The sequence below is a fragment of the Citrobacter sp. MGH105 genome (genome assembly GCF_001037485.2).
Taxonomy (GTDB): domain Bacteria; phylum Pseudomonadota; class Gammaproteobacteria; order Enterobacterales; family Enterobacteriaceae; genus Citrobacter; species Citrobacter portucalensis.
In genome coordinates this window covers 1,667,748-1,688,640 of the sequence record NZ_CP073048.1, presented here as the reverse complement: position 1 = coordinate 1,688,640, position 20,893 = coordinate 1,667,748, and the positions used below count along the sequence as shown (strand labels likewise).

Genomic DNA, 20,893 nt, shown 5'->3' with positions numbered 1-20,893 from the left:
CGCGCCAGAAATGTTAGAAGCTGGCGTTAACCCCAACGTACGGGCCATCAGCAATCGCGTTATCACGGTTGCCGTCTTTGCCTGCCAGGTTCAGGTAACGATAACCGGCTTCGATGCTCAGCGGACGCATAATGGTCAGACGCGCACCGGCATTCGCTTCTTCATAGCTGTCGATACCGCTGGAAAGTGAATCAGGAGAGTAATAATACTCACCAAACAGACGGAAGCTATCGCCAATTGGCCATTGTAAACCACCACCGACAGCAGCAGCATAGCCTTCATCGCCATCGTTTGGATTAGTATAAACACCTTTACCACCAACGGTCGCCATCAGCGGCCCCAGTGGGATATTCAAACCTAAACCCAGCCCGGCAACATCACCGTCGTCATCGTTATGCATCCAGTTACCGCTGACGGCCAGACCAGTACTCTCAGTGCCCATACCGAATCCCAGGTTGGTGTAGTCTTCGCCAGCCTGGCCGCTGATGCTAATCGCGCTCGCCGACGCGGAAACAAACAGCATTCCGGCAAAACCCAACATTAAACTTTTTTTCATTTTCTATCCTTTCCAGCAAGAATCAAAACATAGCCCCAAAACCGATGAATTGTACTGTCAGATGGCGAGGAATCAATGAGCTAAAAAAGCGATGCAATGACATATTGTAACTAAATACTACTCACAAGATTTATTTAAGGTTAAATTCTTGTGCCAATTACACAGTTGGACGTCCCAGAACGTCATTTTCAACAAACATCCTGTTTTCCCTGCCAAAGCGCTCTTAATCACCGATGAAACATTTTTTCTGCCGCCAGCAAAAGGTAAGATGCGTGCATGACGGAATTTTCTCTACCTCCCCAACAAGGACTCGACTGATGCGCCAAAGAACGATTGTTTGCCCATTAATTCAAAACGATGGCTGTTATTTACTCTGCAAAATGGCTGATGACCGCGGTGTGTTTCCCGGTCAGTGGGCGCTTTCTGGCGGCGGTGTTGAACCGGGTGAACGTATTGAAGAAGCTCTGCGCCGTGAAGTGAGGGAAGAGCTGGGCGAGCAACTGGTGTTATCAGAAATTACCCCCTGGACCTTCAGTGATGATATTCGCACTAAAACCTATGCTGATGGCAGTCAGGAAGAGATTTACATGATTTATCTTATCTTCGATTGTGTCGCGGCGAATCGTGAAGTGAAGATTAACGAAGAGTTCCAGGCATTCGCCTGGGTTAAACCGGAAGATCTCAGTGCCTACGATTTAAATATCGCCACGCGTAAAACGTTAACCTTAAAAGGGTTACTGTAGGTTATCATTTTAATAACGGCATATAATTAACATTCTGAATAGCGGCATTGCACTCATCAACTTATAGCAAACAGCAATGTCGCAAAAACCTAAAAAAACACTTAATTTCATTAAGATAAACATAAAAACACCTCTATTTAGCTATCGTTCCCAAACCTTAAACTCTTAAGGATAAATTAACCTTCAGTCATTAACCTTTGTAGCCTGATGAAATAATTAACGACGCCCCTGTTTATCACTAAAAATAAAACTTCGGTGGCGTTAAATGGCTTGAAGGAATAATGATGTCTGACTTTTTGCCTTTCTCTCGCCCGGCCATGGGCGCTGAAGAACTTGCCGCAGTGAAGGCGGTTCTGGACTCTGGATGGATAACCACCGGCCCGAAAAATCAACAGTTGGAAGAGGCTTTTTGCCAGCTCACGGGGAATAAGCATGCCGTCGCCGTTTGCTCCGCCACTGCAGGAATGCACATTACGCTGATGGCGCTGGGCATTGGTGCGGGCGACGAGGTCATTACGCCGTCGATGACGTGGGTTTCTACCCTCAACATGATTGTTTTGCTGGGGGCGACGCCAGTGATGATCGATGTCGACCGCGATACGCTTATGGTGACACCTGAGCAAATTGAAGCTGCTATTACCCCACGAACCAAAGCCATTGTTCCAGTACATTATGCTGGCGCCCCCGCCGACCTCGACGCAATTTATGCCATTGGCGAGCGTTATGGAATCCCGGTAATAGAAGACGCAGCCCATGCCGTAGGGACATTGTATAAGGGCCGTCATGTCGGTGCTCGCGGCACGGCAATCTTCTCGTTTCACGCTATTAAAAATATCACCTGTGCGGAAGGTGGACTGATCGTTACCGACGACAGCCAGCTTGCTCAGCGGCTTCGCAGTCTGAAGTTTCACGGTCTGGGCGTTGATGCTTTTGATCGACAAACCTATGGTCGGGCACCGCAGGCCGAAGTGCTTGCACCTGGATACAAATACAACCTGACGGATATCAATGCCGCTATTGCGCTGGTACAGCTCAATAAGCTGGAGCAACTGAACTCACGCCGGGCGCAAATTGCCCAGCACTATCAAAAAGCGCTGGCTGATACGTCATTTCAACCGCTGGGCCTACCGCAGTGGTCGCACGTTCATGCCTGGCATCTGTTCATCATTCGCGTTGACGAAGCGCGCTGTGGCCTGAGCAGAGATGCGCTGATGGAAGCGCTAAAGGCCAAAGATATCGGCACCGGCCTGCATTTTCGTGCAGCCCATACGCAAAAATATTATCGCGAACGCTTCACTACCCTTTCGCTCCCAAATACAGAATGGAATAGCGCACGCATCTGTTCGCTGCCGTTATTCCCCGACATGACCGACGATGACACTCAGCGGGTCATTACGGCGCTTCGCGAGATAGCAGGACAATGAGCATGTTTGAAGCCACACCGATTAAAAAAGTCTCGGTTGTTATTCCCGTTTTTAATGAACAGGAAAGCCTGCCAGAGTTAATCAGACGCACCAGCGACGCCTGCGAGAAATTGGGCAAAGACTATGAAATTCTGCTAATCGACGACGGCAGCAGCGACCGTTCCGCTCAGTTGATGATGGACGCCTCTCAGGCACCGAACAGCCATATTGTCTCTATTTTACTGAATCGTAATTACGGACAGCACTCGGCGATTATGGCCGGTTTCAGCCATGTCACCGGAGACTTGATCATCACGCTGGATGCTGATTTGCAAAACCCGCCGGAGGAGATCCCACGGTTGGTCGCCACTGCAGATGAGGGTTTCGATGTGGTAGGCACGGTACGCCAGAACCGTCAGGATAGCGTATTTCGTAAGACCGCCTCACGAATGATCAACCATCTGATCCAACGAACCACCGGTAAAGCAATGGGCGACTACGGCTGCATGCTACGCGCCTATCGCCGTCACATCGTCGATGCCATGCTGCATTGCCAGGAGCGCAGCACCTTTATCCCTATTCTGGCCAACATTTTTGCCCGTCGCGCCACGGAGATCCCGGTACATCATGCAGAGCGTGAATTTGGTGACTCCAAATACAGCTTCATGCGTCTGATCAACCTGATGTATGACCTGGTGACTTGCCTTACCACAACACCGCTTCGCATGTTGAGCCTGCTGGGCAGCGTGATCGCTGCCACGGGCTTTACCTTATCAGTCCTGCTTGTTGTTCTGCGCCTGACGCTCGGCCCACAGTGGGCAGCAGAAGGGGTATTCATGCTGTTTGCCGTCCTGTTTACCTTTATCGGCGCACAGTTTATTGGCATGGGTTTACTCGGCGAATATATCGGTCGCATCTATAACGATGTCCGCGCCCGCCCCCGCTATTTTGTTCAACACGTTATCCGCCCACAAACTACGCAGTCAACCGAGGAAAACCGCGCATGAAAGCCGTCGTATTTGCCTATCACGATATGGGATGTCAGGGTATCCAGGCCTTGATGGATGCAGGTTATGAAATCGCTGCCATTTTTACGCACACCGACAACCCGGGTGAAAAAGCGTTTTTTGGATCTGTTTCCCGCCTCGCGGCCAGCGCCGGTATTCCGGTTTACGCCCCAGACGAGGTTAATCATCCCCTGTGGATTGAGCGCATTAGCCAACTGGCACCCGATGTTATCTTCTCGTTCTACTATCGCCATTTACTGAGTGATGAGATCCTCAGTCTTGCCCCTAAGGGTGCATTTAATCTGCACGGCTCGCTGCTGCCGAAATACCGTGGTCGCGCGCCATTGAACTGGGTATTGGTCAATGGTGAAACCGAAACCGGCGTCACGCTTCACCGCATGGTCAAACGCGCGGATGCTGGTGCCATAGTTGCCCAGAAGCGTGTCGCTATTTCACCGGATGATGTGGCGTTAACGCTGCACCATAAGCTGTGCCAGGCTGCGCGTCACCTGCTGGAAGAGGCGCTGCCCGCGATTAAAACGGGAGATTATGCAGAACTCTCCCAACAGGAAGCAGAGGCGACCTGTTTTGGTCGCCGCACACCGGAAGATAGCTTCCTCGACTGGAACAAGCCTACTGCGGAATTACATAACCAGGTCCGTGCCGTCAGCGATCCATGGCCGGGTGCATTTAGCTATGTCGGCACGCAAAAGTTCACCGTCTGGTCATCGCGCGTTTGCACAAACGACATTGCGGCCCAGCCGGGCACCGTCATCTCCGTGTCTCCTTTACTGATCGCCTGTGTCGATGGCGCACTGGAGATTATTACCGGACAAGCTGGCGATGGTATTGCAATGCAGGGTTCACAACTGGCGCAAGTTCTGGGTCTGGTGCCAGGTTCTCGTCTGAACAGCCAGTCAGTGACCACCAGCAAACGCCGTACTCGCGTGCTGATCCTCGGCGTTAACGGCTTCATTGGTAACCATCTGACCGAGCGCCTGCTGCAAGAAGATAATTACGAAGTGTATGGACTCGATATTGGCAGCGACGCCATTGGGCGTTTACTGCAACATCCGCGATTCCATTTCGTCGAAGGTGATATCAGCATTCACTCTGAATGGATTGAATATCATGTGAAAAAATGCGACGTTGTGCTGCCGCTGGTGGCGATCGCAACGCCAATCGAATATACCCGCAACCCGTTGCGCGTATTTGAGCTCGATTTTGAAGAGAACCTGAAAATCATTCGTTACTGCGTGAAATACCGCAAGCGCATCATTTTCCCGTCAACATCCGAAGTCTACGGCATGTGTACCGACAAAGTCTTTGATGAAGACAGTTCGAATCTGATCGTCGGTCCGGTCAATAAACCACGCTGGATCTACTCCGTATCCAAGCAGTTGCTGGACCGTGTTATCTGGGCGTACGGCGAAAAAGAGGGATTGCGCTTCACCCTGTTCCGCCCGTTTAACTGGATGGGACCGCGCCTGGACAGTCTTAACGCCGCGCGTATCGGCAGCTCACGCGCCATTACCCAACTGATCCTCAACCTGGTGGAAGGTTCACCGATTAAGCTGATTGAAGGCGGCAAACAAAAGCGCTGCTTTACCGACATTCGCGATGGTATCGAAGCTCTGTACCGCATCATTGAAAACGAAGACGGCCGCTGTGACGGCGAGATTATCAACATCGGTAATCCACAGAACGAAGCAAGTATTCAGGAACTGGCAGAAATGCTGCTTTCCTGCTTTGAAAAACATCCGTTGCGTAACCACTTCCCGCCGTTTGCCGGTTTCCGTGACGTCGAAAGCAGCAGCTACTACGGTAAAGGTTATCAAGACGTTGAGCATCGTAAACCTAACATTCGCAATGCAAAACGCTGCCTGAACTGGGAACCGACCATTGAGATGCAGGAAACGGTAGAAGAGACGCTGGACTTCTTCTTACGCAGTGTGGATATCACGGAACACACATCATGACCAAAGTAGGCTTGCGCATTGATGTCGATACATTCAGGGGGACGCGCGAAGGCGTGCCCCGCCTGCTGGAGACATTAAACCGACATAACGTTCGGGCAAGTTTTTTCTTTAGCGTTGGACCTGACAACATGGGGCGCCATCTCTGGCGTCTTGTGAAGCCACAATTTCTGTGGAAGATGCTGCGTTCAAACGCAGCATCACTCTACGGATGGGATATTTTATTGGCGGGAACCGCATGGCCGGGAAAAGAGATTGGCCAGGCCAACGCGGCAATCATTGCACAAACCGCCCAGATTCATGAAACCGGTTTGCATGCCTGGGATCATCACGCCTGGCAGGCGCGAAGCGGAAACTGGAATGACAAACAGCTGATTGATGATATTTCGCAAGGCATCACCGCACTTGAAGCCATCATCGGTCAGCCAGTCACCTGCTCTGCCGTTGCCGGATGGCGTGCCGACAACCGTGTCGTCCATGCCAAAGAAGCATTCCATCTGCGCTATAACAGTGACTGTCGGGGAACGTCGTTATTTCGTCCGGTGCTGGAATCCGGGAAAACGGGGACGCCACAAATTCCCGTCACCCTACCAACATGGGATGAAGTGGTTGGTCAGGAGGTCCAGGCGGTGGACTTCAACTCCTATATTCTCTCCCACATCCAGATGAGCAGAGGAACACCGGTGTACACCATTCATGCGGAAGTTGAAGGTATCGCCTTTCATCAGAATTTTGACGAGTTGCTCATTCGTGCTGCCGATATGGGGATGACATTCTGCCCGCTTGGCGAGCTGTTACCTGACGACATCAGTACGCTGCCGTTAGGACAGATAGTACGTGGAAAAATACCCGGCAGAGAGGGATGGCTCGGCTGCCAACAACCGGTGAGTGTGACACCATGAAACCTGCTGCCCGCTACACTCTGGCATTTATCGCTTTAATCGCACTGTATTTTATTTTACCTATCAACAGCCGTATGCTCTGGCAGCCTGATGAAACGCGCTATGCTGAAATCAGCCGGGAAATGCTCAACTCTGGTGACTGGATAGTTCCACACTTTTTAGGGCTGCGTTATTTTGAAAAACCAATTGCCGGATACTGGTTGAACAGCATTGGGCAATGGCTGTTTGGCGCAAACAATTTTGGCGTCAGAGCGGGTGCTATTTTTGCCACTTTGTTGACCGCATTACTGGTAGCCTGGCTTGCCATGCGACTGTGGCATGATAAGCGTACCGCCGTACTCTCCTCCGCTATCTTTTTAACGTTTTTTTCGGTTTACAGCATCGGCACCTACGCGGTACTTGATCCCATCATAGCGCTTTGGCTGATGGCGGGCATGTGCTGTTTTTGGGAAGGCATGCAGGCCACCACCAGAACACGCAAAATCATCGCTTTTTTGTTGCTTGGGCTGACCTGCGGTATGGGTGTAATGACCAAAGGTTTTCTGGCACTCGCCGTCCCTGTGCTTAGCGTATTACCCTGGGTTTTTGCCCAAAAGCGTTGGAAAGACCTCATTCTCTACGGTCTGCTGGCGGTGATCGGCTGCATCGCGATCGTACTACCGTGGGGTATAGCGATTGCACAACGCGAGCCGGATTTCTGGCATTACTTCTTCTGGGTTGAACATATTCAGCGCTTTGCGCAGGATGATGCCCAGCATAAGGCTCCTATCTGGTACTACATCCCGATATTTGTGGCAGGCACATTACCGTGGCTCGGTCTGCTTCCCGGCGCGCTGCGTACGGGCTGGCGTGAGCGGGATGTTCCGCGCAGTGCTCTGTACCTGTTAAGCTGGATTATTATGCCAATCCTGTTTTTCAGCATCGCGAAAGGAAAACTGCCGACCTATATTCTTTCCTGCTTCGCGCCGCTGGCGATATTAACGGCGCGCTTCGGCCTGCAGGCTGCGGAAAAAGACTCAACATCCCTGCGCATCAATGGCTGGATCAACGTGCTATTTGGTGTCGTCGGCATCGTCGCTACGTTTATTGTTTCCACGCTGGGACCATTGAAGACGCCGGTCTGGTCGCATATCGAAACGTATAAGGTTTTTTGTGCCTGGGGCATCTTTATCATCTGGACGATTTTTGGCTGGTATACGCTAAATAACCGCGAGAAGAACTGGAAATTCGCAGCACTATGCCCATTAGGGCTGGCGCTGTTATTTGGCTTCTCCATTCCTGACCGGGTGATGGAATCTAAACAGCCGCAGTTTTTTGTCGAGATGACCAAAGAATCGCTGGAGCCGAGCCGTTATATTCTCACCGACAGCGTTGGCGTCGCTGCGGGACTGGCCTGGAGCCTGAAGCGCGACGACATCATGATGTACGGACAAACGGGCGAGTTAAAATACGGTCTCAACTACCCGGATGCTCAAGGCTGCTTTGTCAGTCGGGAGAATTTTGCCGACTGGTTAGCACAACATCGTCAACAAGGAAACATTACGCTCGTGCTCTCTGTCGGTAAGGATGAAGATATTAATCAGCTTGCCATCCCTCCCGCTGACTACATTGATAATCAGGGGCGTCTGGTCCTGATTCAGTATCGGCCCAAATGATCTGGATAGCCTTAGTCCTCGCCAGCCTGCTCAGCGTCTGCGGCCAGCTATGCCAGAAGCAGGCGACCCGACCGGTGTCTGTTCGTGCGCGAAAACGCTACATTACGCAATGGATTGGGCTTGCTCTGGCAAGCCTCGGTCTGGCCATGCTGCTATGGCTGGCGGTTTTACAAAACATTCCTGTCGGTATTGCCTATCCCATGCTGAGTCTTAACTTTGTATGGGTAACTCTCGCGGCATGGAAAATCTGGCGCGAACCCGTCACAACCCGCCACTGGCTGGGCGTTGGGCTGATCATTACCGGCATATTTATTCTTGGGAGCGCAGTGTAATGGGCGTATTTTGGGGATTATGTAGCGTGATGATCACTTCCATCGCCCAGTTGAGCCTCGGCTTTGCGATGGATAATCTGCCGCCAATGCTGCAGCCGCTGGCGTTCATCTCCGCCGTATTCTCTGTCAGTATTGGTGCGTTTGCTTTATATGCCGGGCTGGCAGGGTATTTGCTGTCGGTTATTTGCTGGCATAAAGCCCTACACCAACTCGCGCTGAGCAAAGCCTATGCCCTACTCAGCCTGAGCTATGTGCTGGTGTGGGTTGCCTCAATGATCCTGCCCGGCTGGCAGGGAACATTTTCAGTGAAAGCGCTGGCAGGGGTACTGTGCATCATGGCAGGGCTAATGACGATTTTTCTGCCTTCACGCAAACACCAGCCCTGAGATTACTTATCTTCAGACAGTCGTAACAGACGTTCCCATTCATCACAGATGTACTGTCTGGCATCAATTACCTTAATGACACGAGATGTATCGCGGTTAATACAATACTGCGCATCCTTCAGCGGTGAAAGGAGATCGCCGGGCTTAACCCGCTCGGAAGATTGCGCCTCAGCAAGCATCTTAAGAGAACCACCGCTATCGCAAAGTACGATATAGAGCCTCCCTGCTTTCTTGTGACAGCAAGACTTCTTCACATGCCATTCCATAGCGCACCTTTTGTTAATGAATTTCACATCAGGTTACACTTTAGCAGATAAACAAAAGGACAATAGCTGCAGAATGGCAAAAATGAGAAATGTAATTAATGTTTTCTTAATGTTAATGATGAAGCACTTACCCAATCCGCCAACACGCGACGAGAGATTTTAATCCCTCCGGCTTTGAGTTCAGGTGGCAACGTCAGCCAACATACCGGTTGCTGAAAACGGGCCAGCTTATCTTTAACCCACTCTGCAAGATTGGCATCGCCAGCGTTGGTGTCATACTCAACGACCGCCACCGGACGATGACCAAACTCTTTATCTTCTAACGGGACAATAAAGGCCTGCAGAACCTGCGGATGCGCTGCAATCACGCGTTCCACTTCTTCTGGCTGTATGCCTTCCCCACCGCTAAAAAACAGATTGTCCATACGACCGATAATAGTTAACTTGCCGTCCTTTAACACCCCACGATCGCGGGTAGCAAACCAGCCTTCCGCGTTCACTAAAGGAATAAGCTGTCCGTTACGCCAGTAACCTTGCGCCATGCTGGCAGCCCGTAACCAGACTTCATCATCAACGATTCTGACTTCTCTGCCTACCAGAGGGGAACCCACATCTGCCAGACCATCCGCCTCTTTCGCACAGACCGTAGAAGCGAATTCCGTCAGTCCATAACCGCACCAGCAGCGAATCCCCTGCTCGTGCGCCTGCTCCGTCAACTCAACAGGAATAGCCGCGCCGCCCAGCAGCACCGCTTTGAGCGTGACCGGCGTTTTATTGACCAACAAGCGCCACAACTGTGTAGGGACCAACGAGGCATGGGTGCAGCCGACCAGCATTTTCTCCAGCGGCTGCTTGTCGCGCACGGTCATTCGCGCTCCGGCAAACAACCAGCGCCATAAAATACCCTGGCCGGAAACATGAAACAGCGGCAATGAAAGCAGCCAGTCATCTTCAGCGCCAAACGGCATTAATGACAGCACCCCCTGCGCGCTTGCCAGATGCGCCTGACAGGTATGAACAGCCGCTTTTGGCAATCCGGTAGAACCTGAAGTTAACGTCATCGTGCTCAAACGTTCAGGCAACCACGCCTCAGCGTGATCGCCTGGCAACGACTGCATCTGTAACGGACTGAGTTCCGGAAGTGCGATAGCGGCCTCCAGATCCAGCGCAAAACGTAGCGTTAAGTCCGGGATAAGCGCATCAAGCAGCGGCTGAGGCAACTGTGGGTTCACAGGTAAAACCCGCGCCCCACATTGCAGCAGCGCGAGCCAGGCCAGCAAAGCGCGCGGATGATTCCAGGCGCGAAGCAGAACACCATCGCCCTCTTCCACGCCCTGAGCGGCAAAACCGCAGGCCAGATGATCTACACGTGTGCAGAGATCGCTCCAGCTTAATACCTCATCGTTGAGGCGTAAGGCTGGCGCCTTCGCACGAACCTGTCGCCAGTGACGCCACGGCCAGTCACTGAACTGCACCAGGCCCGATAAGCTCACGCTATCGGGCATTTCCTGCTGGGTCATAGCAGACGTTCCAGCGCATCAACGTCGATACACGGCAACGTGCTACCCGGCCAGGTGCGAACCTGCTGGCACTGCATCAGACTCAGGGTATCCAGACCCGGAATGGTCTGCGGCGTTAACCAGGCGGCAATTCTCGCCAACTGGGTTAAGCCCAGACTCGACTCAATTGACGAACTAATAACGGCAGTAAGACCAAGCGCATGCGCCGCAGCCACCTGTTCACGGACTTTATCGAGACTGCCAGTCAGCGTAGGTTTGATAACCACGGCCTTGACGCCTTCTTCGGCTTCGAAGGTGAAATCCGCTTCACGCAGGCTTTCATCCCAGGCGATGGCAATACCTGTTTCACGCGCGAAGGCACGGGAGTCGTCGCGGGTTTTGCACGGTTCTTCGAGGAAGGCAATGCGTCCGCGATATTCCGGATTAACGTATTTCGCGAACTGCTGTGCTTTCAACGGCGTCCAGGCCCGGTTGGCGTCAAGTCGCAAATGCAGCTCCGGGATCGCCTCAAGCAGCAGATTGGCTACCATGCCGTCGCGGACCGCTTCATACAGACCGACCTTGATCTTCGCCACTTTTTCGCCCGGCATATCCGCCAGTTGTAGCACCAGATCGTCAGGATCGCCGGTACACAGCGGCGCAGCACGATAGTCCGCGTCCTGCGGCAATACGCCAGCCAGTTCGGCCAGCGCACAGCTTACGCCAAAGGCGACCGAAGGCAGTTGCGGTAAGGAGTCATCCCCTTGCAACCAGCCTTTCACCCAGGCCAGCAGCTCGGTTTGCGCCTCTTCCCAGCTTTCCTGACTAAAGCCCGGCAGCGGGGAGATCTCTCCCCACCCTTCGCGCTCGCCGTCACGAAGACAAACGTACAGCCCGTCACGCGTTTTTAACCGCCTGTCGCGCAGAATCACCCCCGCGTCCATGGGGATCTGCCAGCGGTATACCTGCGCGCTACGCATTACGGATTCCGTTTGAATTTGCTGAAATCAGGCTGACGTTTTTGGTTAAAGGCGTTACGGCCTTCCTGACCTTCTTCCGTCATGTAGAACAGCATAGTGGCGTTACCTGCCAGCTCCTGCAGACCAGCCTGACCATCACAGTCGGCGTTCAGTGCGGCTTTCAGGCAGCGCAGCGCCATTGGGCTGTTTTGCAGCATTTCACGGCACCAGCGTACGGTCTCTTTTTCCAGATCCGCCAGCGGAACCACGGTGTTGACCAGACCCATATCCAGCGCCTGTTTCGCATCGTACTGACGGCACAGGAACCAGATTTCACGCGCTTTTTTCTGACCGACGATGCGCGCCATGTAGGAAGCGCCCCAACCGCCGTCGAAAGAACCGACTTTCGGGCCGGTCTGACCAAAGATGGCGTTTTCAGCCGCAATGGTCAGGTCACACATCATATGCAGCACATGGCCACCGCCAATGGAGAAACCTGCAACCATCGCTACTACCGGTTTCGGACAGGTACGAATCTGGCGCTGGAAGTCCAGTACGTTCAGGTGATGCACACCGGAGTCATCCTGGTATCCGCCGTAGTCACCACGCACTTTCTGATCGCCGCCTGCGCAGAACGCTTTGTCGCCAGCACCGGTCAGAATAATTACGCCGATGTTGTCATCATAGCGGGCATCCGCCAGCGCCTGGATCATCTCTTTCACGGTGACCGGACGGAAGGCATTGCGTACCTGTGGACGATTAATGGTGATTTTTGCGATACCGTCGGTGGATTTCTCGTAAAGAATGTCGGTATAGCCTTCAGAGCAATCGTGCCATTCTACCGGTGCGTAAAGCATTGTTTCATCAGGATAGATCATAAAATGTCCTATAGTCAGCGACGCAGAATCTGAGCCAGACAGTCCACTACACCCGCGGGGTTGTCCCGATGCGCGTTGTGTCCGGCATTACGAATCACATGGTTTGGTACTGATATTTCCGCCGCCAGAGCACGGAATTTTTCGTCACGTTCACCACATAAATAATAAAACGGAAATGTGCGCGTCGTGAGTTGCGCACGTAAATCAGGTTGTACGGCAAGCGAGGTGGCCTCCAGCATTGCCGCCAGCGTTTGCCCATTATTCTGGCTACGCAGTGCGACCAGCGCCTCTCTTTGTTTCGCGTTCAGCGAGGAAAAAACGGGCTGTTGATACCAGTCATTAAACACCTCACGTAGCGGATCTGCGCGAAATCGTGCAGCCCAGCAGCCATCCGAGAGACGGCGTTGCACGCGCGCCTCCTCGCTTTGCAAGCCGGGATGTCCACCTTCAACCACCAGACCACAAAGCCCTGGCATCTCCTGACTGGCCGCCATCATCGCGACTCTGCCGCCAAGAGAGTATCCCACCAACCAAAAGTTAAGTATGTTGTAACTAAGCAGGGTGTTACGCAGCAAAACGTTTACGTCATCGAACCCGCTCACGCTGATGTCAGCGGAGCCACCGTGTCCCGGCAGGTCGATGTATAGCCGCGAATAATCCTGAAACGCTTCGCCGATCGTCTGCCATTCCCGGCAATCGCCAGAGAAACCGTGCAGGAAAACCAGCCAGGGAAATCCCGTTTGGCCCTCTTTCGCCTGCGCATGCAGGATCATAGATGACTTACCTGCGCCAGCAGTTGCTGCAAGGTTTGCGCCCCGTCAGTTTCGTTCACCACCAGCTCAATCACCGTGGCCGCAGGTGTACGCCACGCGTTAGTCAACGCGCTCTCCAGCTGCTCCCAGTTTTCCGGGCGCTGGTATTTAAGGTTAAACATGGCGGCAGCATGCTCGAAATGTACATTCTGCGGCATCAGATAGAACCGTTCGCGTTCGCTGGCTGGCGTCGGCAGCAGGGAAAAAATCTGCCCGCCGTTATTATTGACCACTATCAGGACAAACGGTGCAGAAACCTGGCGCAATAACGCCAGCGCATTCAGGTCATACAATGCAGATAAATCGCCAACAATCGCCAGCGTCGATTTCGCGCTGGCACGCTGTACACCTGCTGCCGTTGACAGCAGGCCGTCAATACCGCTCGCGCCACGGTTGCTATAGACCGGGTAACCAGCCGGAAGCTGCGACAGCGCATCAATCAGGCGCACCACCAGACTGTTACCCACAAACAGCTGGCCCTGCTCCGGCAAATAGTCGCGGATACGGTGGGCTAGTTGCGCTTCACCAAACGCCTCACGACGGGCTTCTACCGCCTGCCAGGCCTGTTGCGCCAGACGAGGGATCTCAATACACCAAGGCTGACGTTTCTCCGCCGGATGCAGCTCCAGCCAGTCGCCAACTTTCGCCACCAACCTGCGGCCGCGATGATGGGCCGGATCGAGGCGGCCTTCGATATTATCGACAATCCAGTATTCCTGCGGATCGCAGCTGACCTGCCATTGCAGCAGACGTTTTCCGGTCAGGCTGCTACCAAGCTGCACCACAATCTGCGCCTGCTGCAATTCAGCTACCGCTTTCGCATTTCCCAGCCACAGGTCGGCGCACGGCAGCGGTTGTCCGGTTTGCGACAGAACATCACCAATCAGCGGCCAGCCTAACGTCTGCGCCCACTGCGCAACCTTCTTACCTTCTTCCGCGCTCATGCGGCCCGCAATGACTACGCCGCGTTTTTGTCGCCAGATAAACCAGTCGCGTTGTTTGTCGCTTTCCAGCCGACGCGCTTCTCGCAGCCAGGGTTTATCGTCCTGCCACCAGTCGCCGAGGCGCTGCTGCCAGGCAATCCCCGTTTCGTCCATATCGCCATACAGCGGTTCCGCAAACGGGCAATTGATATGAACCGCCCCGCTATGCAGGGCAGCTAACGCATTATCAATCGTGGACACCAGCCAGCTTGCCGGAATGTCCTGAGTCGGACGCGGTAAAGAGAGCGTTTGCGATGGATGCGAGGCAAACATACCGGCCTGACGAATCGCCTGATTCGCGCCACAGTCGATAAGCTCTGGCGGTCTGTCCGCGGTAAGTAAAATCAGTTTTTCACCGGTGAGGCCCGCTTCGATCAACGCGGGATACAAATTCGCCACCGCGGTACCGGACGTCACAATCACGGCGACAGGCTGCCGGCTGACTTTTGCCAGACCTAAAGCCAGATGCCCAAGACCGCGCTCGTCAAAATGGGTGTGGTGGATGAATGCGGGGTTTTCCGCTGCCGCCAGCGTCAACGGTGTAGAACGAGAGCCAGGGGCAATGCAGACATGCCTGACGCCGTGGCGAGTGAGTGCTTCCAGAATGACCGCCGCCCAGCGTCGGTTAAATGCGCTTACTGACATGAGATTGTCCGGTATCAATATTGCGACACAGTATAGAGAATCGAATAAATGGATTTTTGATATGAATCGGAAATATACACGAAATCACTATCCTTCCATCTGTAATAAAGTACGTAACCCTGCCGCTTTATTGTCTATTTCTTGCCATTCCTGCTCAGGATCTGAGCCACGTACAATCCCTGCCCCGGCATACAGGCGTACCACGTTTGCGCTAATTTTCGCTGAACGCAATGACACACAAAACTCGCTTTGGCGCAAAGAAAGATAACCCGCTGAACCGGCATACCACTCGCGTTCAAAGGGTTCATTTTGTTGGATGAATTCACGCGCCAGCTCACGCGGAATACCGGCAACTGCCGCCGTGGGCTGAAGCTGCATCAGGCAAAGCATATCGTCGGCCTGATTCAGTTCCGTCCAGATGCAACGGCGCAGGTGCTGCACTTTACGCAGCCTGAGCACCTGCGGTGGCAGCACATCGAGAGTTTGCGTACAGCCTTGCAGACGCTGGCAAATATCTTCGACCACCAGCATATTCTCGCGCTGGTTTTTATCATCTTTCATTAGCCAGTCGCCCAATTGCCAGGCCCGATGATCCTCAGGGTGATTGGCCACGGTTCCGGCCAGCGCCTCGGTGCGCAGCGCCGTATCACGTCGTCGATACAGACGTTCAGGAGAAGAGCCAAGAAAAGCGGTGTCGGCGGAGAATGCCATAAAGAAATGGTAGCAGTTCAGATTTAAGCGACGGCTGGAAGCCATCACGGCAGCGGCATTAACTGACTGAGAAAATTGTAAATCGGTCGCCCGCGCCAGCACGACCTTATCGAGGTCTTCTCCTGCGATCGTTTGAGTGGCGAGTTTTATCAGGTCTATCCAGCCAGCTTTCTCCGGCCAGTGCTGTTCTCCCGTCAAACTCAAACGCAATGCAGGGAGCGGTTTTACGGGAGCAAGCGATGAGATGAAGGCGATCGCTTGTGTAGCGTCTTCACGTAGCGACACGTCGCTATAGAGATGTAAGCGTAAGCTCGCCACTCCGGCGCAACGTCGCCACTCCAGCCGCGGCAGCAGTAAATTGCCACGCTGAGGCTCAAAGGCATTCAGGCCCCAGATGCGCAGGTCGGGATGATTATCATGCTGATGTAAAAATTGCTGGGCTGATTCCAGCGAGGAAAATGCGGCGACGGTCCCTAATACGGCGGCTTCTTCATCGCCGTTACGCTGCTGCCAGTAAAACTGGGGCCAGACGGGTTGACTGGCCAGCCATCCTAAAGCGTCAAACGCATCATTCAGTGGGAAAGGTATATCGTAAATACGAATTCCAGGTGCTGCTGGCATCTCTTGCGATAAATGACGCATCAGACTTTCCAGCGCAGTAGTGATTGAATGCACGCGGACCTCTCCCTGTTAAAAACCTCTCATTATACGGGGTACTGAGCAGAAAAAGCAGTACCCCCAGTTAGGGAGTACGTACAAATGCGATGACAGAACGGAATTTATCGCCGCGCTAACAATAATCCCATCACTAAACCGACCGTGGCGCCAACGCCGATTCCTCGCCAGGGTTTTTCGTGCACATAGTCATCCGCCCGACAAACGGCTTTTTTCGCACGGTAATAGTAGCTGTCAGAAGCATGGCTGACGCGATTTCTCACCTCTTCTAACGCCCGCTCTGCCCGCGCTTTTAACTCAAGGTATTTTTGATCTGCAGGGTCGCCAGAAGAACGCAGCACCTCTTCCAGCGTTTCACTTAATAATTCCAGATCATCATCGATACGTGATTCATAAGAATGAAAAGACATTATATTCTCCCTTTCTATTGACGTACCCGCTAACTATAGACAACCTGGACTGATTGCGCCTGTTTACGCCTGATGTGCTTCCCGCGCCATTCCGACGTGTGGAATACCATCTTCGTCATAGATATCCGTAACCGGAACAAAGCCAAAGCGTGCATAGAATGATTGCAGATGCGCCTGCGCGCCCAGATACAACGCCTTGTGCGGCCAGTGTTGCGCGCAGGATGCCAGCGTCTGGGCCATTAGCTGTTGCCCCAGTTTTTCACCACGCAGCGCTTCGCTTACAATCACCCGACCAATCACTACCGGCTCCAGCTCGTCATCGCTTTTCAGAATCCTCGCATACGCCACCAGCTCATCGTTATGCCAGCCCAGAATATGCCGATTCTCTCCAGCCAGGTCATCGCCATCCACATCCTGGTACGGACACTGTTGCTCAACTACAAACACCGCGCATCGTAGCTGAAGTAGTGCGTACAGTTGTTGGGTACTCAGCTTTGCATGGTGGAGATCTTGCCAGTGAATCATTGTCTGCCCCTATGTTGTGATAACCTGAACACCCTGCCTTATTGATGGCGAAAAGTGTAACGCAAAGATGGAATTACTATTTTTAGGCACGTCTGCGGGAGTCCCCACGCGCTCACGCAATGTAACGGCAATTTTACTGAATCTGCAACACCCGACTCAGGCGGGGCTGTGGCTTTTTGATTGCGGCGAAGGGACACAGCATCAGATGCTCACCACGCCTTTCAATCCAGGAAAACTCGATCGTATTTTTTTCAGCCATCTGCACGGCGATCACCTGTTTGGTTTACCGGGGCTACTGTGCAGTCGCTCAATGGCCGGCAATGTCCAGCCTCTGACGCTCTACGGGCCAAAAGGGTTGCGAGAGTTTACCGAAACCGCATTGCGTCTGAGCGGCTCCTGGACCGATTATCCGCTGGATATTGTAGAAATCACCGCGGGAGAGATTGTGGATGACGGCCTGCGAAAAGTAACGGCTTACCCGCTGGCGCATCCGCTGGAATGCTACGGTTTTCGCATTCAAGAGCACGACAAACCGGGTGCGCTTGACGCTAGCGCCCTGAAGGCGGCAGACGTTAAAGCGGGCCCGTGGTTTCAGGATTTGAAAGCCGGAAAAACCATCGTGCTGGAGGATGGTCGAGCGATTAACGGTGCCGATTTTCTTTCCCCGCCCACCAGGGGAAAATCAGTCGCTATTTTCGGTGACACAGGACCCTGCGCGTCCGCCATTGAACTGGCTCGAGGTGTAGATGTCATGGTACACGAAACCACGCTGGACGCTTCAATGGAGGAAAAAGCCAACAGTCGCGGGCACAGCTCGACCCGACAAGCCGCACAGCTGGCGCTGGATGCCGGAGTGGGACGTCTGATAATGACCCACGTTAGCTCACGCTACGATGAAAAAGGCTGCCAGCGATTACTCGAAGAGTGCAAAGCAATATTTCCAGACACGGCACTGGCTCACGATTTCGCCATTTTCACCGTTTAACGCTCTATTTTTCCGCCTCAGTGCCGATAACAGTGGAAAGGCTGGCTTTCACACTGAGGACAGGATGAACAATTTCCAGAAAGATATTGATGACAGGACAAACCTAACCCTGTCTAACCGTTTTGAACTGCTGCTGTTTCGCCTCGGCAAATCTGTTGAGGAGCAGAAATCAGAGCTGTTTGGCATCAACGTATTCAAGCTGCGTGAAATCGTGCCGATGCCGACCTTTACGCGTCCGGCGGGTATGAAGGCCCCGTTACTGGGTATGGTTAACATTCGCGATCAGGTGATCCCGGTGATTGACCTGCCCGCCGTCGCGGGCTGTAAGCCAGAGACCGGACTCAATATTCTGTTGATCACAGAATATGCCCGCAGCGTCCAGGCTTTTGCGGTGGAGTCAGTGGAAAATATTATGCGCCTGGACTGGCAACAGGTGCATACCGCCGAGAAAGCCGTCAATGGTCGCTATATCACCAGTATCGCTTGCCTGGACGACAACAAAGAGACCAACAACCTGGCGCTGGTACTCGACGTTGAGCAGATCCTGTACGACATCGTACCGGCGAACCACGACCTGCGCGCAACCGATCTGAAAACCAATAAATTCAACATCACGCCGGGTGCGGTGGCGATTGTGGCTGATGATTCCAAAGTGGCCCGCGCAATGCTGGAAAAAGGGCTTAACGCCATGGAGATCCCGCATCTGATGCATGTAACAGGTCAGGATGCGTGGGAAAAAATACAGCAGCTTTCCGCAGAAGCGCTGGCGGAGGGCAAGCCTGTCAGTGAGAAGATCGCTCTGGTTCTCACCGATCTCGAAATGCCGGAGATGGACGGTTTTACGCTTACCCGTAAGATAAAAACCGACGAACGTATGAAGAAAATCCCGGTCGTTATCCACTCTTCGCTTTCCGGTAGCGCGAACGAAGATCACGTTCGCCGAGTAAAAGCAGATGGCTACGTGGCCAAATTCGAAGTCAATGAGCTTTCTTCAGTGATCCAGGAAGTGATGGATCGCACAGCGAAAGGCATCAGCGGTCCGCTGGTGAGCCGTCAGCTATTAAACTGACCGTATTTCACGCATAAAAAAACCCGCCAAGGCGGGTTTTTTCGTTTCCGTATTTCTTTTACATCAGCGGAGTCGCTAACTGCACAATGCTGATCAGCGGTTGCGGGTAAATACCCAGCACCAGTACCAGCAGAGCAGAAATCAGCACCACGATACCGCCCGCGCTGTACTGCCAGTTAGACGGCGCATCACGGTTCAGCTGCTGCGGTGCGCTCAGGTACAGGCTCACGGCAACGCGCAGGTAGTAGTACAAACCAATCGTGGAACCGACCACCACGGCGGCAACCAGCCACCACAGGTTAGCCTGCACACCGACGGCCAGTACATAGAACTTACCGATAAAGCCCAGCGTCATCGGGATACCTGCCAGAGACAGCATCATCACCGTCATCACTGCCGCGAGGATCGGACGATGCCAGAACAGACCACGGTAGGAGAACAGAGAGTCCGCATCCGGGCCGCGGTACGGGCTGGACATCAGGCTGACCACACCGAACGCGCCGAGGCTGCTGAACAGGTAACCGGCCAGGTAAACGCCAACCGCTTCCATCGACATCTCGCCGCTCTGCAGAGCAATCAGCGCCACCAGCAGGTAGCCGAGGTGAGAGATAGAAGAGTAACCGAGCAGACGTTTAATATTGGTCTGGCTCAGCGCCATCAGGTTACCGAAGATGATGGAAGCAAAGGCAATCACGCCCAGTACGATACGTACCGCTTCGCTATCCCCTACCGGTGCGTACAGGAACAGACGCATCACCACGCCGAAGATAGCGATTTTGCTCGCCGTCGCCAGGAAAGTGGAAACCGGAGCAGGAGCGCCCTGGTATACGTCTGGCGTCCACAGGTGGAACGGAACCAGCGAGAGTTTAAAGCCGAGGCCAACAATCATCAGACCGAAGCCCGCCAGCAGCAGCGGTTCGTGCAGCATGCCGTCGCCGAGGCTCTTACCGAGCGCAACAAACGACAGATTACCAGACTGCGCGTACACCAGCGCCATACCGAACAGCAGGAAGGAAGACGCTGCGGCAGACAGAATGGTGTATTTGATACTGGCTTCCAGCGAACGTTTCTGACGGAACGCATAGCCAACCAGACCAAACAGCGGCAGAGAGATAAGCTCAATACCAAGGAACAGCGCCGCCAGATGGTTAGCGTTAGCCAGCAGAATACCGCCAAGTGCGGCAATCAGCACCAACAGGTAGAACTCTTCCCGGTTGTCATCGTAGCCTTCCAGCCACGGGTAAGCAAAGGTACAGGTGGCAAGACTCGCCAGCAGCACCAGCCCGGTGTAGAGCATGGCGAAACCGTCAACCCGCATCAGCGGGGTGACGTCCATGGCGCCCGCCTGGCCAACAAACCAGAGCGAAACAAGCGCGGCGTTAAGCCCAATGACCGACAGCGTGGCATTGAGGAAGTGATTGCGTCGCCACGCAATGGAGAGCATCACAACCACCACCGTCAAGCCGACGATCAGCAGCGGTAGCAGCGCAATCAGGTGTTGTGGAGTTATTGTCAT

21 protein-coding genes are annotated in these 20,893 nt (G+C 53.5%); 10 read left to right on the top strand and 11 right to left on the bottom strand.

The window, feature by feature from the left end; translation table 11 throughout:
* Nucleotides 1-13 precede the first annotated feature (13 nt).
* The gene (locus SK35_RS07950; RefSeq protein ID WP_048215871.1) at nt 14-556 is read right to left on the bottom strand and encodes a YfaZ family outer membrane protein; all 543 of its coding nucleotides are present in this window, start codon (nt 554-556) and stop codon (nt 14-16) included.
* Between the two features lie 317 nt (nt 557-873).
* Between SK35_RS07950 and nudI the strand changes: the two genes are divergently transcribed.
* The 8 genes from nudI to arnF all read left to right on the top strand — a co-directional run bounded on the left by nudI (nt 874) and on the right by arnF (nt 8,960).
* Entirely contained in the window at nt 874-1,299 is a 426-nt protein-coding gene (gene nudI / locus SK35_RS07945) for a nucleoside triphosphatase NudI (RefSeq protein WP_048215870.1), read from the top strand.
* Nucleotides 1,300-1,583: 284 nt separating this feature from the next.
* The gene (gene arnB / locus SK35_RS07940) at nt 1,584-2,723 is read left to right on the top strand and encodes a UDP-4-amino-4-deoxy-L-arabinose aminotransferase (RefSeq protein ID WP_048215869.1); all 1,140 of its coding nucleotides are present in this window, start codon (nt 1,584-1,586) and stop codon (nt 2,721-2,723) included.
* 2 nt (nt 2,724-2,725) lie between these two features.
* Nucleotides 2,726-3,709, top strand: a complete 984-nt coding sequence (gene arnC / locus SK35_RS07935) for an undecaprenyl-phosphate 4-deoxy-4-formamido-L-arabinose transferase (RefSeq protein ID WP_008785329.1) — start codon at nt 2,726-2,728, stop codon at nt 3,707-3,709.
* On the top strand, nt 3,706-5,688 hold the full coding sequence (gene arnA / locus SK35_RS07930; RefSeq protein WP_048215868.1) for a bifunctional UDP-4-amino-4-deoxy-L-arabinose formyltransferase/UDP-glucuronic acid oxidase ArnA: 1,983 nt from the start codon (nt 3,706-3,708) through the stop codon (nt 5,686-5,688). Before arnC ends, arnA begins: the two co-directional genes overlap by 4 nt.
* The gene (gene arnD, locus SK35_RS07925; RefSeq protein ID WP_008785331.1) at nt 5,685-6,587 is read left to right on the top strand and encodes a 4-deoxy-4-formamido-L-arabinose-phosphoundecaprenol deformylase; all 903 of its coding nucleotides are present in this window, start codon (nt 5,685-5,687) and stop codon (nt 6,585-6,587) included. The genes arnA and arnD overlap by 4 nt, the downstream gene beginning before the upstream one ends.
* Entirely contained in the window at nt 6,584-8,242 is a 1,659-nt protein-coding gene (gene arnT, locus SK35_RS07920; RefSeq protein ID WP_048215867.1) for a lipid IV(A) 4-amino-4-deoxy-L-arabinosyltransferase, read from the top strand. The genes arnD and arnT overlap by 4 nt, the downstream gene beginning before the upstream one ends.
* The gene (arnE, locus tag SK35_RS07915) at nt 8,239-8,574 is read left to right on the top strand and encodes a 4-amino-4-deoxy-L-arabinose-phosphoundecaprenol flippase subunit ArnE (RefSeq protein WP_003834709.1); all 336 of its coding nucleotides are present in this window, start codon (nt 8,239-8,241) and stop codon (nt 8,572-8,574) included. The genes arnT and arnE overlap by 4 nt, the downstream gene beginning before the upstream one ends.
* Complete coding sequence (arnF, locus tag SK35_RS07910) at nt 8,574-8,960, top strand: 4-amino-4-deoxy-L-arabinose-phosphoundecaprenol flippase subunit ArnF (RefSeq protein WP_048215866.1); 387 nt, start codon at nt 8,574-8,576, stop codon at nt 8,958-8,960. Before arnE ends, arnF begins: the two co-directional genes overlap by 1 nt.
* Before the next feature lie 2 nt (nt 8,961-8,962).
* Here the strand turns inward: arnF and pmrD are convergent, their stop codons facing one another.
* From pmrD to SK35_RS07865, 9 genes are all read right to left on the bottom strand, one after another.
* Nucleotides 8,963-9,226: a signal transduction protein PmrD gene (gene pmrD / locus SK35_RS07905; protein WP_048215865.1), complete on the bottom strand. Its 264-nt coding sequence runs from the start codon at nt 9,224-9,226 to the stop codon at nt 8,963-8,965.
* A 95-nt stretch (nt 9,227-9,321) separates the two neighbouring features.
* Nucleotides 9,322-10,746, bottom strand: coding sequence for an o-succinylbenzoate--CoA ligase (gene menE, locus SK35_RS07900; protein ID WP_048215864.1), 1,425 nt, complete (start codon nt 10,744-10,746; stop codon nt 9,322-9,324).
* A complete protein-coding gene (gene menC, locus SK35_RS07895) occupies nt 10,743-11,705 on the bottom strand; it encodes an o-succinylbenzoate synthase (protein ID WP_048215863.1) in 963 nt (320 codons plus the stop codon). Before menC ends, menE begins: the two co-directional genes overlap by 4 nt.
* Nucleotides 11,705-12,562 (bottom strand): 1,4-dihydroxy-2-naphthoyl-CoA synthase, encoded by an 858-nt coding sequence (gene menB / locus SK35_RS07890; protein ID WP_003027671.1) that lies wholly within the window; start codon nt 12,560-12,562, stop codon nt 11,705-11,707. Before menB ends, menC begins: the two co-directional genes overlap by 1 nt.
* A 14-nt stretch (nt 12,563-12,576) precedes the next feature.
* The gene (menH, locus tag SK35_RS07885) at nt 12,577-13,335 is read right to left on the bottom strand and encodes a 2-succinyl-6-hydroxy-2,4-cyclohexadiene-1-carboxylate synthase (RefSeq protein ID WP_048215862.1); all 759 of its coding nucleotides are present in this window, start codon (nt 13,333-13,335) and stop codon (nt 12,577-12,579) included.
* Nucleotides 13,332-15,002, bottom strand: a complete 1,671-nt coding sequence (gene menD / locus SK35_RS07880) for a 2-succinyl-5-enolpyruvyl-6-hydroxy-3-cyclohexene-1-carboxylic-acid synthase (RefSeq protein WP_048215861.1) — start codon at nt 15,000-15,002, stop codon at nt 13,332-13,334. Before menD ends, menH begins: the two co-directional genes overlap by 4 nt.
* 87 nt (nt 15,003-15,089) lie before the next feature.
* Nucleotides 15,090-16,388 (bottom strand): isochorismate synthase MenF, encoded by a 1,299-nt coding sequence (gene menF / locus SK35_RS07875; protein ID WP_048215860.1) that lies wholly within the window; start codon nt 16,386-16,388, stop codon nt 15,090-15,092.
* Between the two features lie 104 nt (nt 16,389-16,492).
* The gene (gene elaB, locus SK35_RS07870; protein ID WP_003027683.1) at nt 16,493-16,798 is read right to left on the bottom strand and encodes a stress response protein ElaB; all 306 of its coding nucleotides are present in this window, start codon (nt 16,796-16,798) and stop codon (nt 16,493-16,495) included.
* Between the two features lie 63 nt (nt 16,799-16,861).
* Nucleotides 16,862-17,323 carry a GNAT family N-acetyltransferase gene (locus SK35_RS07865; RefSeq protein ID WP_008785342.1) on the bottom strand — a complete coding sequence of 154 codons (462 nt, stop codon included), beginning with the start codon at nt 17,321-17,323 and terminating at the stop codon, nt 16,862-16,864.
* Nucleotides 17,324-17,390: 67 nt separating this feature from the next.
* On the opposite strand from SK35_RS07865, the gene rbn reads away from it, so the two are divergent.
* Both rbn and SK35_RS07855 read left to right on the top strand, forming a co-directional pair.
* Nucleotides 17,391-18,308 (top strand): ribonuclease BN, encoded by a 918-nt coding sequence (gene rbn, locus SK35_RS07860; RefSeq protein ID WP_048215859.1) that lies wholly within the window; start codon nt 17,391-17,393, stop codon nt 18,306-18,308.
* A 64-nt stretch (nt 18,309-18,372) separates the two neighbouring features.
* The gene (locus SK35_RS07855) at nt 18,373-19,377 is read left to right on the top strand and encodes a chemotaxis protein (RefSeq protein WP_048215858.1); all 1,005 of its coding nucleotides are present in this window, start codon (nt 18,373-18,375) and stop codon (nt 19,375-19,377) included.
* A gap of 58 nt (nt 19,378-19,435) precedes the next feature.
* Here the strand turns inward: SK35_RS07855 and nuoN are convergent, their stop codons facing one another.
* A complete protein-coding gene (gene nuoN / locus SK35_RS07850; protein ID WP_048215857.1) occupies nt 19,436-20,893 on the bottom strand; it encodes an NADH-quinone oxidoreductase subunit NuoN in 1,458 nt (485 codons plus the stop codon).

What these genes read in the sequence shown, in the direction of transcription:
- SK35_RS07950 (WP_048215871.1), bottom strand. Translation starts at nt 556, where the DNA reads ATGAAAAAAAGTTTAATGTTGGGTTTTGCCGGAATGCTGTTTGTTTCC.
- nudI (WP_048215870.1), top strand. Translation starts at nt 874, where the DNA reads ATGCGCCAAAGAACGATTGTTTGCCCATTAATTCAAAACGATGGCTGT.
- arnB (WP_048215869.1), top strand. Translation starts at nt 1,584, where the DNA reads ATGTCTGACTTTTTGCCTTTCTCTCGCCCGGCCATGGGCGCTGAAGAA.
- arnC (WP_008785329.1), top strand. Translation starts at nt 2,726, where the DNA reads ATGTTTGAAGCCACACCGATTAAAAAAGTCTCGGTTGTTATTCCCGTT.
- arnA (WP_048215868.1), top strand. Translation starts at nt 3,706, where the DNA reads ATGAAAGCCGTCGTATTTGCCTATCACGATATGGGATGTCAGGGTATC.
- arnD (WP_008785331.1), top strand. Translation starts at nt 5,685, where the DNA reads ATGACCAAAGTAGGCTTGCGCATTGATGTCGATACATTCAGGGGGACG.
- arnT (WP_048215867.1), top strand. Translation starts at nt 6,584, where the DNA reads ATGAAACCTGCTGCCCGCTACACTCTGGCATTTATCGCTTTAATCGCA.
- arnE (WP_003834709.1), top strand. Translation starts at nt 8,239, where the DNA reads ATGATCTGGATAGCCTTAGTCCTCGCCAGCCTGCTCAGCGTCTGCGGC.
- arnF (WP_048215866.1), top strand. Translation starts at nt 8,574, where the DNA reads ATGGGCGTATTTTGGGGATTATGTAGCGTGATGATCACTTCCATCGCC.
- pmrD (WP_048215865.1), bottom strand. Translation starts at nt 9,226, where the DNA reads ATGGAATGGCATGTGAAGAAGTCTTGCTGTCACAAGAAAGCAGGGAGG.
- menE (WP_048215864.1), bottom strand. Translation starts at nt 10,746, where the DNA reads ATGACCCAGCAGGAAATGCCCGATAGCGTGAGCTTATCGGGCCTGGTG.
- menC (WP_048215863.1), bottom strand. Translation starts at nt 11,705, where the DNA reads ATGCGTAGCGCGCAGGTATACCGCTGGCAGATCCCCATGGACGCGGGG.
- menB (WP_003027671.1), bottom strand. Translation starts at nt 12,562, where the DNA reads ATGATCTATCCTGATGAAACAATGCTTTACGCACCGGTAGAATGGCAC.
- menH (WP_048215862.1), bottom strand. Translation starts at nt 13,335, where the DNA reads ATGATCCTGCATGCGCAGGCGAAAGAGGGCCAAACGGGATTTCCCTGG.
- menD (WP_048215861.1), bottom strand. Translation starts at nt 15,002, where the DNA reads ATGTCAGTAAGCGCATTTAACCGACGCTGGGCGGCGGTCATTCTGGAA.
- elaB (WP_003027683.1), bottom strand. Translation starts at nt 16,798, where the DNA reads ATGTCTTTTCATTCTTATGAATCACGTATCGATGATGATCTGGAATTA.
- SK35_RS07865 (WP_008785342.1), bottom strand. Translation starts at nt 17,323, where the DNA reads ATGATTCACTGGCAAGATCTCCACCATGCAAAGCTGAGTACCCAACAA.
- rbn (WP_048215859.1), top strand. Translation starts at nt 17,391, where the DNA reads ATGGAATTACTATTTTTAGGCACGTCTGCGGGAGTCCCCACGCGCTCA.
- SK35_RS07855 (WP_048215858.1), top strand. Translation starts at nt 18,373, where the DNA reads ATGAACAATTTCCAGAAAGATATTGATGACAGGACAAACCTAACCCTG.
- nuoN (WP_048215857.1), bottom strand. Translation starts at nt 20,893, where the DNA reads ATGACAATAACTCCACAACACCTGATTGCGCTGCTACCGCTGCTGATC.